Origin of the sequence: Vibrio mangrovi, from assembly GCF_024346955.1 — a bacterium.
Lineage (GTDB): Bacteria > Pseudomonadota > Gammaproteobacteria > Enterobacterales > Vibrionaceae > Vibrio > Vibrio mangrovi.
Genome location: NZ_AP024884.1, coordinates 848027 through 864637, shown reverse-complemented (window position 1 = coordinate 864637; position 16611 = coordinate 848027). Strand labels below are relative to the sequence as shown.

At 49.6% G+C, this 16611-nt stretch carries 15 protein-coding genes; 13 read left to right on the top strand and 2 right to left on the bottom strand.

Annotated features, from left to right (window positions below; genetic code table 11):
* Position 1: 1 nt before the first annotated feature.
* From OCU74_RS19980 to OCU74_RS19950, 7 genes are read left to right on the top strand one after another with little or no spacing between them, the layout of a single operon-like run.
* Complete coding sequence (locus OCU74_RS19980) at positions 2-730, top strand: amino acid ABC transporter ATP-binding protein (RefSeq protein WP_087482193.1); 729 nt, start codon at positions 2-4, stop codon at positions 728-730.
* A gap of 44 nt (positions 731-774) precedes the next feature.
* Positions 775-1650: a MurR/RpiR family transcriptional regulator gene (locus OCU74_RS19975; protein ID WP_087482192.1), complete on the top strand. Its 876-nt coding sequence runs from the start codon at positions 775-777 to the stop codon at positions 1648-1650.
* 54 nt (positions 1651-1704) lie between these two features.
* Positions 1705-2709 carry a bile acid:sodium symporter family protein gene (locus tag OCU74_RS19970; protein WP_087482191.1) on the top strand — a complete coding sequence of 335 codons (1005 nt, stop codon included), beginning with the start codon at positions 1705-1707 and terminating at the stop codon, positions 2707-2709.
* Between the two features lie 14 nt (positions 2710-2723).
* Positions 2724-3929, top strand: coding sequence for an amidase (locus tag OCU74_RS19965; protein ID WP_087482190.1), 1206 nt, complete (start codon positions 2724-2726; stop codon positions 3927-3929).
* Positions 3926-5494, top strand: coding sequence for a gamma-glutamyltransferase family protein (locus OCU74_RS19960; protein ID WP_087482189.1), 1569 nt, complete (start codon positions 3926-3928; stop codon positions 5492-5494). The genes OCU74_RS19965 and OCU74_RS19960 overlap by 4 nt, the downstream gene beginning before the upstream one ends.
* A gap of 36 nt (positions 5495-5530) precedes the next feature.
* Positions 5531-6763 carry a pyridoxal-phosphate-dependent aminotransferase family protein gene (locus OCU74_RS19955; RefSeq protein WP_087482188.1) on the top strand — a complete coding sequence of 411 codons (1233 nt, stop codon included), beginning with the start codon at positions 5531-5533 and terminating at the stop codon, positions 6761-6763.
* 21 nt (positions 6764-6784) lie between these two features.
* Positions 6785-8050 carry an allantoate amidohydrolase gene (locus OCU74_RS19950; RefSeq protein ID WP_234993618.1) on the top strand — a complete coding sequence of 422 codons (1266 nt, stop codon included), beginning with the start codon at positions 6785-6787 and terminating at the stop codon, positions 8048-8050.
* Between the two features lie 158 nt (positions 8051-8208).
* On the opposite strand, the gene OCU74_RS19945 is transcribed toward OCU74_RS19950, so the two are convergent.
* Positions 8209-9267 (bottom strand): hypothetical protein, encoded by a 1059-nt coding sequence (locus tag OCU74_RS19945; protein ID WP_143693281.1) that lies wholly within the window; start codon positions 9265-9267, stop codon positions 8209-8211.
* A gap of 125 nt (positions 9268-9392) precedes the next feature.
* Here OCU74_RS19945 and OCU74_RS19940 point away from each other — a divergent pair, with 125 nt between their 5' ends.
* The 5 genes from OCU74_RS19940 to OCU74_RS19920 are packed head-to-tail and all read left to right on the top strand — an operon-like array spanning position 9393 to position 13303.
* The gene (locus OCU74_RS19940) at positions 9393-9611 is read left to right on the top strand and encodes a DUF6500 family protein (protein ID WP_087482185.1); all 219 of its coding nucleotides are present in this window, start codon (positions 9393-9395) and stop codon (positions 9609-9611) included.
* Positions 9612-9664: 53 nt separating this feature from the next.
* On the top strand, positions 9665-10018 hold the full coding sequence (locus OCU74_RS19935) for a hypothetical protein (protein WP_087482184.1): 354 nt from the start codon (positions 9665-9667) through the stop codon (positions 10016-10018).
* 30 nt (positions 10019-10048) lie between these two features.
* A complete protein-coding gene (zntB, locus tag OCU74_RS19930) occupies positions 10049-11023 on the top strand; it encodes a zinc transporter ZntB (protein ID WP_087482183.1) in 975 nt (324 codons plus the stop codon).
* Between the two features lie 58 nt (positions 11024-11081).
* Positions 11082-12524 (top strand): NfeD family protein, encoded by a 1443-nt coding sequence (locus tag OCU74_RS19925; RefSeq protein WP_087482182.1) that lies wholly within the window; start codon positions 11082-11084, stop codon positions 12522-12524.
* Entirely contained in the window at positions 12521-13303 is a 783-nt protein-coding gene (locus OCU74_RS19920) for a slipin family protein (RefSeq protein ID WP_087482181.1), read from the top strand. The genes OCU74_RS19925 and OCU74_RS19920 overlap by 4 nt, the downstream gene beginning before the upstream one ends.
* A 92-nt stretch (positions 13304-13395) precedes the next feature.
* Here OCU74_RS19920 and xylA read toward each other — a convergent pair whose 3' ends face one another.
* On the bottom strand, positions 13396-14715 hold the full coding sequence (gene xylA / locus OCU74_RS19915; RefSeq protein ID WP_087482180.1) for a xylose isomerase: 1320 nt from the start codon (positions 14713-14715) through the stop codon (positions 13396-13398).
* Positions 14716-15036: 321 nt separating this feature from the next.
* Here xylA and xylE point away from each other — a divergent pair, with 321 nt between their 5' ends.
* Positions 15037-16440: a D-xylose transporter XylE gene (gene xylE / locus OCU74_RS19910; protein ID WP_087482179.1), complete on the top strand. Its 1404-nt coding sequence runs from the start codon at positions 15037-15039 to the stop codon at positions 16438-16440.
* Positions 16441-16611: the final 171 nt, after the last annotated feature.

Sequence of the window (16611 nt, the reverse complement as noted above, 5' to 3'; positions counted from 1 at the left end):
TATGCCACTTATCAGTGTTGATCAGGTTCATAAGTTTTATGGTGAAAACCATGTATTAAAAGGTGTTGACCTGCGAATTAAAGCCGGTGAAGTGATTTCAATTATCGGGCGTAGCGGTTCCGGGAAAAGTACCTTGCTTCGCTGCATGAACGGTCTGGAAACTTATCAGGAAGGTGCCATTATTGTCGATAGTCAGGCAGTGGAAGACGATGAATATAAATTACGTCTGCTCAGCCGGAGTGTCGGGATGGTGTTTCAGAGCTTTAATCTGTTCCCGCATAAGACGGTCGGAGAAAATGTCATGCTGGCACCGAAACTGGTGCTGAAAAAGAGCATCTCGGAGTGTCGGCAGATTGCACAGGAACTGCTGGAAAAAGTCGGATTAGGCGATAAATTTGATGCTTATCCGGGCAATCTTTCCGGCGGACAGCAGCAAAGGGTTGCGATTGCCCGTTCACTGGCTATGTCGCCGAAAGTTCTGTTGTGTGATGAGATTACCTCGGCACTCGATCCGGAACTGGTTGGTGAGGTGCTGAAAGTGCTGGAACAGTTGAAGGCCGAAGGGATGACACTGATTCTGGTGACGCACGAGATGAATTTCGCCCGGGATGTCGGTGATCGGGTGGTGTTTATGAATGAAGGCAAAGTCTGGGAAACCGGGCCGAGTGAGGCCGTTTTTGCCAACCCGCAGACACCAGAGCTGAGAAGTTTTCTCTCGGCCGTACTTTGATTTGTAATTAACTGCGAACTGTTTATCAGGAGATTCAACCGGAAATGAATGACCGAACCCGCCCGTCCGGCAGAGGTACTTATCAACAGCCTGGGATTTCTTCGCAACCGGGAACCTGCCCGCTGAGCGAACGTATTACCCGGCATTATGCCAGTCTGACTGAAAACAATCGGCGGCTGGCGGATTATCTGCAGCTGAATCCGGAAAAAGTACTGATGCTGTCGACCAGCGAGATTGCAGAAGCGTGTCAGGTTTCCAAAACCAGTGTCAGCCGCTTTATCCGTAAGCTGGGTTATGAAGATCATCTGGCACTGCGTCAGGAACTGATGACCGAGCGGGATAAAGGTCAGCCGGTCATGGTAACGGCATTGGATGATACCGAGCTCAACAATGAAGTCAGAGCGCTGGAGAAGCTCTGGGCACAGCTGACACAGCAGGATCATCACGAATTAATTGAGAAACTGGCGACGGCGAAGCGCATCAAAATCATCGGCTACCGGAACAGTTATCCGCTGGCGATGCATTTTCGCCAGCAACTGATGCAGTGCCGTACACAGGTTGAGCTGTTGCCATTGCCCGGACAGACAATAGGGGAAGATCTGGCTTCGATTGATGCAGATGATTTTATCATCGTGATCGGTATCCGCCGCCGGGTAGCGAACTTTGAGAAAATTATGTCCTTTCTGGCACCGCGGGACTGTTTGCTGATTACCGATCAGTCCGGGCAGAAATATGCTCAGGGTATTGCCCACTATTTTATCTGTTATATGAATAACGAATTACCGCTGGATAGCTACTCAGTTCCGATGAGTCTGATCGCGCATCTGGTGAACCAAACTTTTTTACATTTAAAAAGCAAGGCTACTCAGGTGAGTGGCAAAATCAGTGTCAACTATTCTCAGCTCAGTGAGCTGGAGTAATCAGTCGGGCTGGCAGTTAACGCAAAAACAAGAACATGATAGGTATAAACAAGAATGGGTATCATAAATAAACTAAAAAAAGAGTGGTTTCTGGTTGGGATGGTGGTGGCCATCGTACTGGCGACTTTTTCTGAGCAGGTCGGTCGTTCCGGCGGCTTGATCCATCTGGATAAGCTGACGGGAATCGGTGTTGCCATTGTCTTCTTTTTACATGGTCTGGGGCTTTCTCCGGAAAAAATCAAAGCAGGGGTCAGTAACTGGAAGCTCCATATCTATATTCAACTGGCGACGTATCTGTTTTATCCGCTACTGTGGCTGATTTTTGGTGACGGGATGGTTGCAGTGATGCCGGCATCGCTTGCTTTCGGTTTCTGTTACCTGTTTGTGCTGCCCAGTACGATTTCTTCCTCGGTTGCAATGACCAGTGTTGGTAAAGGTAATGTACCGGGTGCGATTTTTAATGCTTCTCTGTCCAGCATTCTGGGTGTCTTTATTACTCCATTATTTATTCAGTTTTTCATGGGAATGGAAGGGGTTGAACTGGATCTGATGGGATCAGTGATCTCAATCGCCAAACTGCTATTGGTTCCGATGATTGTCGGACAACTTGCCAGACCGCTGCTGCTGAGTTTTACCGAACGGCATAAGTCCGTTGTCAACAAGGTGGATAAGTACGTTATTCTACTGATTGTCTATAATGCGTTTTGTGACTCGGTAGCAAATGGCATCTGGCATGATTTCTCTGTGGGAATGCTGGCAGCTGCGATTGCGATCTGTTGTATCGTGCTGCTGGTGATGGTTCATGCCATTCAATGGGGCGCCCGGCGCTGTCAGTTTGCCCTGGCGGATGAAGTTGCGGCAGTGTTTTGCGGCACGAAGAAAACACTGGCTGCCGGTGTGCCGATGGCAACTGCGATCTTTGGCGCCGACCCGAACCTTGGCATGATTTTGCTACCGATTATGCTTTATCACCCGATTCAGATTTTCTATTGTGCAATTCTTGCGAATCGGTATGCCAAACGTTATCAGCCGGTCGGTGAGGCCGCTGCTAACTCGTAAGCGGAGATACAGGGATGAAACAGGAGCAGGTCAGAGACCGACGTATTTACTGCCAGCAAGGGCCGGATTATCTTTCTGCAACGGATGATGGTGCATTGTCCGGTCTGAGCTTTGTGTTTAAAGATCTATTTGATGTCGCCGGTTATACCACCGGCGCAGGAAACCCGGCATGGCTGGAAAGTCACCCGCCGGCAAAATCAACGTCACCACTGATTGAAGCATTACTCAGTGCCGGGGCGATTTGCCGTGGCCGGGTACAGACCGATGAGCTGGCTTATAGCCTGAACGGACAGAATATTCATTACGGCACTCCGGAAAATCCGGCGGCGCCCGGCTGTATTCCCGGCGGATCTTCCAGCGGAAGTGCGGTCGCTGTCGCGCAGGGCGATGTTGATTTTTCTATCGGGACAGACACCGGAGGTTCGGTCCGGATTCCGGCCAGTTATTGCGGTTTGTTCGGCCTGCGGCCAACGCTGGGGAAATTTGATCTGTCTAACTGCTTTGAACTGGCTAAAAGTTTTGATACCGCAGGATTTTTTGCCCGCGACTTGCCGGTACTGAAGTCGGTTTACAGTGAGCTTTCTGCGGAAAAAGTGCCGGACTTCGCCGGGAATATTCCCACACTTTATCTGGACCGTTTGCTTGCCCAGCAACTGAGTGAAGACCGTTATCAGCGAATGCATGATCGTTGCCGCTGGGCCGGGATTGCTCTGGAAGAAAAAGACTTTATTACCCAGTCTGACTGGACTCTGGATGAGCTGAGTCTGTTATTCCGGACCATTCAGGGATATGAAATTATTCAGAAGCATGGCCGCTGGCTGACAGACAACGAGATGACACTGGATCCGGCGATTCTGGAACGGGTGAAATGGGCCCGGACCATCTCGGATGAAGCCTATGAGCAAGGAAAAATTCGTCAGAAAGCATTCCGGCTGTGGCTCTATGCACAACTGGATGAGCACGGCGGTGTATGGCTTGTACCGACAACACCGGCAGGTCCGCCGTCACTGGATATCTCGCCGGAAGCAATGGCAGCTTATCGCTCGGAGCTAATGGGGCTGACAGCGATTGCCGGGCTGGCCGGATTCCCGCAATTACATATGCCGTTTCAGGGCATGAGTGACGGACCTTGTGGTATTTCTCTGCTGGGTCTGCCTAATGAAGAAGCACAACTATTGGCGATTGCATCGCAACTGATGGCCGGAGAGGAAAACATATGAAATATCAGACGGCCTTTACCGCCCCGCATTTCCGGGCGGCAGAAGTTGGACAGAAGATTCTGGATGAAGGCGGCACAGCCAGTGAAGCGATGGTTGCTGCGGCTGCTATGGTTTCGGTTCAGTATCCGCATATGAACAGTATTGGCGGAGATAGTTTCTGGCTAATTTGTCATCCCGGCAAGACACCGGTTGCAATCGATGCCTGTGGTGCTGCGGCGCTGAATGCCGACCCTGAGCATTACCGGGTTCAGGGGAATGAGCTGCCCGCCAGTGGTGGCGGTGCGGCGATTACAATGGGCGGTACAATTTCCGGCTGGCATAAAGCGCTGGAACTGAATCACCGGGAGCATTCACTGCAACAGTTATTGCAACCGGCGATCTCGGCGGCCAGAGATGGGATTGAAGTGACTCAGAGTCTGGTCAATGCCAGTGAGAAAACCGTATCTATGCTGGCTGCCATTCCTTCTTTTGCGCAGCAGTATCTGCCTGACGGAAAAGTGCTGGAAGTCGGACAAACATTGTGCAATCCGGCTTTGGCTGCAACATTTGAACGGCTGGCATCTGCTGGTCTGGATGATTTCTACCGGGGCGAAATCGCGCAGCAGGCTGCCGCAGACTTAGCGGCGCTGGGCAGTCCGCTCACACTGGAAGATTTTCACCGTCATCAGGCGCGGGTGATGGAGCCGTTGTCGGTCGAAACAAGCAAAGGGACGCTTTACAACTTCGGAGCGCCGACTCAGGGGGTTGCGTCTTTGCTGATTTTGGCGATTTATGATCAACTGGCGGCGCAGGCCGACGGAGAAATCGATCATATTCACCTGCTGGTTGAAGCAACTAAGCAGGCGTTCATCATCCGTGACGAACTGGTGACTGATGAAGAGGAACTCTCGGCACCGCTTCAGTACCTGCTGACAGAAGAAACCGCAGTATCGTGTGCAGAACAGATTTCACTGACCGGTGCACAGCCATGGCCGCACATTGCCAAACCGGGTGACACCGTCTGGATGGGCGCGACCGATCAATATGGCACCATGGTGAGTTTTATTCAGAGTGTCTACTGGGAGTTTGGCTCTGGTGCGGTGTTGCCGAATCTGGGATTTGTCTGGAATAACCGGGCAAAAAGTTTCTCTCTCGATGCAACGCACCATAATGTGCTGAAGCCGGGTAAAAAACCATTTCACACCCTGAATCCGGCTTATGCCGAACTCAGTGATGGTCAGCGTATGGTATACGGCACAATGGGCGGTGAAGGTCAGCCTCAGACACAGGCGTGTCTGTTCAGCCGTTATGTGTATCAGGGTTACGCTCTGGATGAAGCCATTGCTACGCCGCGCTGGTTGCTTGGGCGGACTTGGGGAGACGATACCCACCAGCTTCGTCTGGAGCACAGTTTATACCAGCTCCATCAGGATGCGTTACGCGCCCGCGGACACGATATTACTCAGGTGAAAGATAACAATGAATTAATGGGCCACGCTGGTGCTGTTGTGCTGAATGAGCAGGGTCAGGCGACTTGTGCAACGGATCCCCGCAGCGATGGTCAGGCTTTTGTCGGTCAGTGTTGATCTGACGATTTGAACGAAATTTTATTGGAGAGATGTATGGAAACCAATCCGCTATTTGAAACCCTGAACCCACCTCAGCGCATTCTGATGGGACCGGGACCGATTAACGCGTATCCCCGCGTCCATCAGGCAATTTCTTCCGCATTGATCGGTCAGTACGATCCGGTGATGACCGGATACATGAATCAGGTACAGACACTTTACCGCGGTGTATTCGAGACTCAGAATCAGCAGACTTTTCTGATTGACGGAACCGCCCGTTCAGGGATTGAGGCCGTACTGGTTTCAGTGCTGCAACCGGGAGATAAAGTGCTGATCCCGGTGATTGGCCGTTTCGGGCATCTGCTGTGTGAAATCGCCCAGCGTATCGGAGCGGTTATCCGCACAATCGATATTGAGTGGGGCGAAGTTTGTCCGCCGGAAAAAGTTGAAGCCGCCATTCGTGAATTCCAGCCTAAAATGCTGGCGACAGTGCAGGGCGATACTTCAACCACAATGAACCAGCCACTGGCTGAATTCGGCGAAATCTGTCAGCGGTACGGTGTGCTGTTCTACTGTGACGCGACAGCATCGATTGCCGGGAATGACCTGAAAGTCGATGAGTGGCATCTCGATGCGGTGTCTGCCGGACTGCAAAAATGTCTGGGTGGCCCGTCGGGCAGTGCGCCGGTCACGCTCAGTGAGCGGTGCGTGGAAGTCATTAACCGCAGAAAACATGTTGAAGCAGGGATTCGTACCGATCAGCATCAGGACGGTGAAGATGCGCCGATCCTGTCGAACTATTTCGACTTAGCCATGATTATGGATTACTGGGGACCGGAGCGGCTCAATCACCATACTGAAGCAACCAGTATGCTGTATGCTGCCCGTGAGTGTGCCCGGATTTATCTGGAAGAAGGTGGTGATCGGGTGATTGCCCGCCATAAACAGGCCGGTCAGGCAATGGCGACCGGGCTCAGTGCCATGGGGCTGAAGCTGTTCGGCAACCAGCAGTACAAAATGAACAATGTCGTTGGGGTTTATATTCCACAGCAGGCAGATGGTGATAAAGTCCGTCAGGAATTGCTCAACCGCTTCGGGATTGAAATCGGCACCTCATTCGGACCACTACACGGAAAGATCTGGCGGATCGGAACCATGGGTTATAACGCCCGTCAGGAGTGTGTACTGATGACGCTGGCCGCTCTGGAGGCTGTATTGCTGAAAGCCGGAGTACCGGTTGCTCCGGGGCAGGCGGTTGCTGCGGCAATGGATATCTTTGGAGCATAAAGACGGAGCAGAGTCACAGGCATGAGTCAATTAGAAGGAGCGCATATGACGGCAGAACACCGGGCAACACAGGTGATGGAAAAAATTCAGACATTAGCCTCATTCAGCGCAATGCAGGACGGAATTCTGCGGGCTTATCTGACTGAAGAGCACCGTCAGGCACACCAGCAGCTTGCTCGATGGATGACACAGGCCGGTCTGGAAACCTGGCAGGATGAAGTCGGTAACCAGTGGGGCCGGAAAGTGGCGGCAAATCCTGAATTGCCGACACTGATTATCGGCTCTCACAGCGATACGGTCGCCAATGCCGGTGGTTATGATGGTCCGTTGGGGATTCTGCTGGCCATCGAAGCGCTGGATGCGCTGCAAGACACTGAACTCCCGTTTCATGTTGATGTGGTCGCATTTGCCGATGAAGAAGGTACCCGTTTTCAGACCACATTGCTGGGTTCGAGTCCGGTAGCCGGACTGTGGAATCCGGCACTGCTGGACCGTCAGGATGCTGAAGGTATCAGCATCGGTGAAGCAATGCGTCATTTCGGGCTTGAGCCGGACAATGTGGCACAAGCTGCCCGGAAACCGGAAGAAACACTGGCCTATCTAGAAGTTCATATCGAGCAGGGACCATTGCTGGAAAGTCTGGATCTGCCAGTCGGTGTAGTTACTGCGATTGCCGGAGCGAAACGGTTTCTGATCGATGTTTCCGGGGTTGCCGGACATGCCGGAACGGTTCCGCTACCACTGCGGCACGACGCGTTGTGTGGTGTTGCACAGATGATTGCTACGATTGAAGCTTTTGCAACCGAACATGAGATTGTCGCGACGGTCGGTAAATGTGATGTGCGCTCAGCTGCGGTGAATGTGATTCCCGGACAGGTGCAGTTCTCGCTGGATATTCGCAGTCAGTCGCAGGAAAAGCTGGACCGCTGTACACAATTGCTGATGCAGCAGCTCGCGACAATTGGTGAAAAGCGGGGGCTGAACGTGGTACATGAGCAGATTTATCAGGCTCAGGCTGTCCCTTGTAGTGATCGTCTGCAACAGCTGTGGGCGCAGGTGGTCGAATCTGCTACCGGGAAAGATGTCTGTTATCTTGCCAGTGGTGCTGGTCACGATGCGATGGTGATGGCAAATCTTGCGGATATGGGCATGTTGTTCGTTCGGTGTGAAAAAGGCATTAGCCATAATCCGAAAGAGAATGTACAGACGCAGGATGTCGCTGTTGCACTGGATTGTCTTATCCGGATGATTCAGTCTGTTTCGTCATATCAGACCGGCACTTGTTAACCACAGCCAAGATCCTTCTTTCGCCCAAATCGTTGTGCCATTTGGGCGTTTTTTTGTTTTCGCGTGAACTCTAATACCCATCAAAGTCATTCAATGATCAGATCATTCCTTCGATTGATACTATGTTATTGCAATATTAATTGAGCATTCATCTATAATTACTGATCTCTTGCCTTTATATCTAGTTGGAAGAGTAGAGTTCCGGAAGACGACCTAATGGATTCGGTGTGTCGAGGCGCAGGTACCTTCTTGAGCTCAGAAGATGAAGTCGCTTTTTCAGCCTGTGTTTGTACTCCTTTATTATATGCGATATCCGCTTCTAGTTCCGCAATATGGGTCTGAGCCGTTTTATTTAATAAGTCCACACATGACTTGTATACTGCTAGCTTATCATCGGAGTGCATGATAGCACTCAGGCACATTGCTGGCAGATCATCGGTATCAATAATTTTGAGCACAATATCTTTTATCGCGTTGGTAACTTCAGATGAGACTTCCGCTATTTCACCGCCTGACTGACTCAGGATCGTAGCTGTGGCCTGCCCACTGGCAACGATTTGGTTACCATTTTTGATACCACTCTCGTAGACGGCTTTCTGTTCCTTGAGATCTGCGAGTTGATTCTCTTCATCTTCTGTTCTTGATTGATTATTTTCGAGCACTTTGATTTGTGATTTAGTTTCTGTAAGCATTTCTTTTAATTCAGAAACATCACGGGCGACACTTGCTGCACCCGAAGTACTGATTGTTGGTGATGGTGCTTTAATGGTTGCTGTTAATTGCTCAATAGCCAGTAGGGCGACCATATTTTTCTGATACCGTCGCAGAAGTAATCCATAGGAACTTTCATCGATTGCTCCGCTCATATAAGCCTCACAGAGCCGGAACATACCATCTCTTAAAATTTGAATACTTTGTGTTCTGAGGCCTGTGTAAGCAGCTCCTTCCTGGAATGCATTAGCAAGTTTGATTTTATTCGGGACACTGATGGACGTTTCTCCTGCGAGGGCAGACATCGAATCAGGGCTGGGTTCTGCACAAACAATCGTTCTTTTTCCTTTATCTCTGATTTGGTGAGATACAATGACCGCTCTTTGTTTAATATCGATAAATGCTCCTTTACCACTGTCTACATCCAAATCTCTATGGATACTGGTTTGGTTCGCGCATGCGGTTAATAACAAAGAAATAAGGCAATAGAATCGTAAGTATTTCATAAATATACCCAGCCATAGTTATTATGATTATTTATGTATAGATGATATTGTTTAGAAAATGAAATCGATTTCATTTTGGTTTGATATGAATCAAGTTTTATTTATGAAAATTAACTGGGATTAAAATGCGTCATTCACTACGGGAAAAAGTAATTCAGGTCTGCCACAAAAAAATCGGGCAAAAAGGGGAGAATGTCGGGGTTTCGTTTTATGCTTTCTTTGCCAATAAAAATGATGACCCCGAGCTACTGATGGAAGCTGCGACGTGGTGGATTCGGACTCATCGGCTTGATCATTTTGAAAAAGCCAGGAAAATCATTCAGATGGTTGAATCTGGTCTGTGAATTGACTGATATAATGGTCGTATTCGGGCGTTTGTTGTCGTAGGAAGTTGTGATTGAAATTGAAATCGTTGTTTACTGTTCCTTTGATATTGTTGCTTAGTGCCTGTGTGGTTCTGCCTGAAACAGCTAAAGAGCAGGATTACGCTCAGACATGTGAGATGAGCACCAGAAAGTTGCAGTTAACTATAGTTAAGGACGATGTTGGTGTGTGTCACTCGATTCACAGCAAAGAAGAACTGCTTGCCTGTCTGACTGTGGGGGGTGTAATTTCATCGGCATCGCTGATTATTTCCGGCAGTATTGTGGTAGTGGGAAACACGATTCACTGGCTTGAGTATCAGACGACCTGTTCGGAAAGTGATAGTGAATCTGAGCAGGAATTATCCCGGCAGATCAATACGCCCTAAATTATCAGTCGAACGCAGCCCGGAGGCGGCATGAATCAGAGCACGTTTATTGCAGCATTATTATTTGATGGTCAGGGCGGAGCGACTGAGCTCGATCCCGAACAGGTGAATGCCTGGCGGCCGGAGCAGGGGACGCTGTGGGTGCATATCGACTGTGCGAATGAACGGGGATGTGAGTGGCTATCCCAACAAAGCGGTGTCGGAGAATTGGTTGCCGATGCTCTATTGAGCAACGATACCCGGCCCCGGATCAGCCATCTGAACGAACAATCTCTGATTTTCCTGCGTGGAGTGAACCTGAGTGAAGGTGCAAGCCCGGAGGATATGGTGTCGCTGAGGATTGTGATTGACTCACAACGGATCATCTCGACGCGGCGGCGCAAACTGCTATCGGTTAGTGATTTAATCGAGTCGCTGCATCAGGGAGACGGCCCGGCAAATTCATCTGATTTTCTGGTGAGATTATGTCATTACCTGACACTACGAATTGATGCGGTGATTGCAACCTTTGAGGATCGGATGGCTCAGATTGAAGAAAACGTCCTTGAGCAGTCGAATCCGGCCGGAGAGCGCAAAGCATTGATGGAGATCCGGCGTCAGACGATTCAGCTCCGGCGTTATCTGGCACCTCAGCGTGAGGCAATGCTGAAAATGGTCACTGAACGCAAAGCATGGCTACTGGCTGATGACCGTCTTTATTTGCAGGAGAGTACCGACCGGCTGATTCGCTCCGTCGAGGAACTGGATGCGATTCGTGAACGGGCCGTGGTGACTCAGGAAGAGCTTGCCAGTCAGGTCAATGACCAGATGAACCAGCGGATGTATGTAATGTCTCTGATCGCAGCACTGTTTCTACCGCTCGGTTTTCTGACCGGACTTCTGGGGGTAAATATCGGTGGCATTCCGGGCACGGATAATCCCGGCGCGTTTGTCTGGTTCTCCGGTATGTTAATTGCCGTTATGGTTGCAATCCTGGGATTCTTTAAACTGAAACGCTGGTTTTAGAGAACACCGTCATCATATTGAACTACACTCTGATTATATACATAGTGTGGAAAGTCAGATGTATCATCGGGTTCTGGGGATAGTTTTAGGCTGTCTCATCGGTTTTACCGGCCTGTCTGTTGCTGACGTCACTGTACCTGAAGGCTCTGCTGTCGTTGAAGATCATGCTGTCTCTGACGGTAACGGTGCTTCGTCACAAAGGGTGTTGTCTGAGACAGTCCCGGTTCTCTCCATCAGCGGAGCAATTGGTCCTGCTGTAGGAGACTATGTGACAAAAGGAATCCGGCAGGCGAATCAGAGGCCGGATGTTTCCGCCATCATCATCACACTCGATACTCCCGGTGGACTCAGCTCCACGTTGCGCGATATCAATCAACAGATTCTTGCCTCAAAAATTCCGGTCCTTTGTCTGGTTTATCCTCAGGGCGCCCGGGCAGCCAGTGCCGGAACATATATTCTCTATGCCTGCCACATTGCCGCGATGTCACCGGCGACCACACTGGGTGCAGCCACACCTGTCAATATCAGCGGGCCTTCCGGAGAACAGAAAGATGAAGGCGGCAGTCATGAGCCGAGTGCAATGGAAAAGAAAGTGCTCAATGATTCGATTGCCTATATTCGCTCACTGGCTCAGTTACGGGGAAGGAATGTGGAATGGGCAGAGAAAGCAGTGAAAGACGCAGCGACCCTCTCTGCATCCGAAGCTCTGAAACTGAACGTGGTGAATCTGGTTACTGATGACCCGGCGTCGTTGTTACAGGCTCTGGATGGTCAGGAAATTACGGTCAATCAACAGCAGCAGACCATGCATTTTGCCAATGCTGTTCTTGAGCTGCATGAGCCGGATATGCGTAATCAGTTTCTTGCCACTATTACCGATCCGAACATTGCTTATATCCTGATGATGATTGGGGTTTACGGCCTGTTACTGGAATTCTACAGTCCGGGTTTCGGCATCGCCGGGATTACCGGAGCAGTCGCACTGCTGATTGCGCTGTATGCATTCCAGCTATTACCGGTGAACTACGCCGGACTGGGCCTGATGGCGGTCGGAATTGCTCTGTTGGTTGCGGAATCCTTTGTCCCCAGTTTCGGGCTGTTCGGGATCAGTGGCATTGTGGTTTTTACACTGGGATCGGTGTTTCTGATCGACAGTGATTTGCCTGAGCTGAGCGTGTCACTGTATCTGATTTATTCGATTGCGCTGGTTTCGGCAGCACTGGTGATTTTTGTCCTGAAAAATGTCTGGAAACTGAGGAAAAAGCAAGTTGTCAGTGGTCTGGATTCTCTGGTCGGGAGTGAAATCAGAGCCAGTGAAAGTTTTGCCGCGCACGGATTCCTTCAGGTCAGAGGGGAACGTTGGGCTGCCGTCAGTGACGAACCGGTGAAACGGGGAGAAACTGTGGTTATACAGGCCGTGAAAGGGTTGGTGCTACAAGTCGGAAAAGCTACAGGTCGGAACGGTGCCGGGCCGGACAGTAACAGGGAGACGGAAAAATGATCGATCTACCAGTGAATAGCGAGATGCTTACCCCCATTTTGATTGTGATTCTTATTGTGGTCATTGTGGTTCGCATCTTCCGTATCTTACGTGAGTACGAAAGAGGTGTGATCTTCTTTCTGGGACGGTTTCAGAAAGTGAAAGGTCCGGGAATGATTATTGTCGTTCCGGTCATTCAACAAATGGTCCGGGTCGATTTACGGACCGTCGTTATGGATGTGCCGTCTCAGGATGTGATCAGCCGGGATAATGTTTCAGTCCGGGTCAACGCGGTGATTTATTTTCGGGTGATTGATTCTCAGAAAGCGATTATCAATGTTGAGAATTATCTACAGGCAACGTCTCAACTGGCTCAGACGACATTACGGTCGGTTCTGGGGCAGCATGATCTGGACGAGATGCTGGCTAACCGGGATATGCTCAATGCCGATATTCAGTCTATTCTGGACGCCCGTACCGAAGGTTGGGGAATCAAAGTTTCTAATGTAGAGATTAAACACGTTGATCTGAATGAAGCTATGATCCGGGCGATTGCCAAGCAGGCAGAAGCAGAAAGAGTCCGGCGGGCAAAAGTTATTCATGCCTCAGGGGAAATGGAAGCATCTGAAAAACTGGTTGAAGCGGCTAACAGTCTGGCTCGGGAACCGAATGCGATTATGCTGCGTTACTTACAGACTCTGACAGAAATTGCCGGAGAAAAGAGTTCGACGATTCTTTTCCCGATCCCGATGTCGCTGATGGAGCAACTGTTTAAACCTCAGGACCCACCGAAGAAATAATACCTGAATCTGAATAAATAGAGGGTTCCACAAACAGCTCAGAGAATCATTTCCCTGAGCTGTTCTGACAGTGGTTCACCCGTAAATGTGGTTTACCGGTAAATAAATCGGTTGACCAGATTTTCCAGATACTCCTGCTGTCCGGAAACTTTTTGCGGAGCGATATTATTATTAACGGCATACTGAGCCAGAGATGCCAGTGTATGATGCCCGGACAGAATATCGTTGCCGAGATCTTGTCCCCAGTCGGCATAACGCTGCGCAATATGTCTGGCAAGCTGGTCATTTTCTATCATGTCCGCAGCCCGTTCCAGTGCCAGTGCCATCGTATCCATTCCACCGATATGACCGTAGAACAGGTCGGCAGCATCGATCGATGGACGACGTAGTTTGGCATCAAAATTCAGTCCGCCGGTCGTGAAACCACCCGCCTTAAGAATTTCATACATCACCAGTGTATTTTCTTCCACACTGTTCGGGAATTGATCGGTATCCCAGCCGAGTTGAGCATCACCGCGATTGGTATCGATTGAACCGAAAATGCCAAGTGACAATGCCGTTGCCACTTCATGATGGAAGCTGTGTCCGGCCAGTGTCGCGTGGTTGGCTTCAATATTGACTTTGATTTCATTCTCAAGGCCGAACTGTTTTAAGAATCCGTATACCGTCGCACAGTCATAGTCGTACTGGTGTTTGGTTGGCTCCTGCGGTTTGGGCTCGATGAGAATGGTGCCGTTAAAACCGATTTTGTGTTTGTGCTCAACCACCATCTGCATCAGGCGGCCCAGTTGCTTCCGTTCCTGACGTAAGTCGGTATTCAGCAATGTTTCATAGCCTTCCCGGCCACCCCACAGTACATAGTTTTCGCCACCGAGCCGTTGCGTTGCTCCCATGGCATGAAAGATCTGAGTCGCGGCATAAGCGAATACTTTCGGATCCGGATTACTTCCGGCACCAGCCATATAACGCGGGTTAGAGAAGGCGTTTGCCGTGCCCCACAAAAGTCTGACGCCTGTTTCCTGCTGTTTGCGCTCCAGCATATCAACCATAGCGGAGAAATTGTCGGCATACTCTTTGAGCGACTGGCCTTCCGGGGCGACATCGGTATCGTGGAAGCAGTAGTAGGGAACGTTGAGTTTGGTAAAAAACTCAAAAGCAAGGTCGGCTTTCAACTGGGCCAGTTCCATCGCGTTGCCGGGCTGATGCCACGGACGTTCAAATGTTCCGGCACCGAAAACATCGGCTCCCGGCCAGACAAAGTTGTGCCAGTAACAGGCGGAGAAACGCAGATGTTCTTTCATTGATTTACCGAGAATCATCCGGTCTGGGTCATAGTGATGAAATGCTAAGGGATTGGTTGAATCTGTCCCTTCAAATTGAATCGGTTCAATAGATTTAAAAAATTCAGTCATGATGGTTTTCCTGCGAGTTAATCAATTCAGCGTGAATAAATTCAATTCATCATGAAGGGATTATTCAGGAGGCGGCAATTGTGTTTTTTCTTATCGCTATTACTCATTTTTTTAAATTTGATCTGGGTTGTTTTTTAAAAATATGTGCCCGTCAGTCTGATCACATAAGTTAAAAATCATAATCCGGTTGAATTATTCCGTAATATGCAAACCCACATCGTTTGACCATATATATCTAGGCAATCTCAAGGCTGACTGAATTATTTTCCTGAGGTCGCATGGATAGAAAGACACCCTACAAAGATAAAAGAGGTCATTCAGATGAAAACAGGTACGAATGTTGTCCATTTAACCCTGGTTGTTGCGTTAGGTGGATTATTGTTTGGTTATGATACGGCGGTTATTTCCGGCGCTGTTGAAGCGTTGCAGAACTATTTTCAGCTCACGGCGGCAGAGCTTGGTTTCGCCGCTTCTTCTGCCCTGATAGGTTGTGTGCTCGGGGCCGCACTGGCCGGTTATGTCAGTAACCGTTATGGACGGCGTGGTGCACTGATTATCGCGGCATTACTTTTTCTTATTTCTGCCATCGGTTCTGCGATTCCGGAGCAGTACTGGACCTTTGTGATTTACCGGATTATCGGTGGTGTCGGGGTTGGTATTGCTTCGATGGTTTCTCCTATGTATATCGCTGAAGTTGCACCGCCAACCCGGCGGGGCGGGCTGGTTGCATGGAACCAGTTTGCCATTATCTTCGGTATGCTGGTGGTCTATTTCGTTAACTACGGGATTGCTTTACTAGGCAATGATAACTGGCTGAATGTCGTAGGCTGGCGCTATATGTTTGCCTCAGAAGTGATTCCGGCCACTGTGTTTTTCGCATTGCTGTTTACCGTCCCGGAAACGCCGCGCTGGCTGGCACTGAAAGGCCGGGACAACGAAGCGCATACGTTGCTCAAAGCGATTAATCCACACCAGAATGTTGAACCGCAATGGGAAGAGATCAAGCAATCACTGGTGCAAACCCGGCGTCCCGGTATTGTGGCGGCAGGTTTGTTCGGTGTATTACTGATCGGCATTATGCTGAGTGTGTTACAGCAGGTGACGGGAATTAATGTTTTTCTATACTACGCTCCGGCAATTCTGAAAGGCTTCAGTGATTCCACAACCGATATCGCGCTGCTGCAAACCATATTGGTTGGTGCCGTCAATTTAAGCTTTACCGTGTTGGCGATTTTTACTGTCGACAAACTGGGCCGCCGCCCGCTGATGATGATTGGTGCCGGTTTAATGGCAGTCAGTATGCTGGCGATCGGAACTGCGGCATACCTGAATGCTATCGGCGGTTATCTGTTGATTTTTATGCTGTTATATATTGCTTCTTTCGCATTATCACTCGGACCTGTCACCTGGGTGTTGCTGGCAGAGATCTTCCCGAATAGTGTCCGTTCCCGGGCTTTATCGATTGCTGTGTTTGCCCAGTGGTTTGCGAATTTTGTGGTTTCTCAGACTTTCCCGATGATGAATGAAAAAGAGAGTTTCATCTATCAGCAGTTTCACGGTGGTTTCCCATTCTGGCTGTATGGCGTGATGGGTATTTTTACCGTCTATTTTGTTTATCGTTGGGTGCCGGAGACCAAAGGCAAGTCTCTGGAGCAACTGGAAAAGCTTTGGCAGCATGGTTCTGCCCGGAGCGGACAGCGCCTGAAAACTGCCGATTTGTCATAAGGCTAATTTGCTTTTGGTAATTTTTTGTATCCTCATGAGCTATCCGATCATGGGGATATTTGATGAGACAGTATCCAATCCGTTTCGGAACTAGGTGAGAGTCTTATATTTTTCTTATCATGACTTATCACTGACATCTGCTTTTAGGAAATTAAACGTGTTCAAAAATAT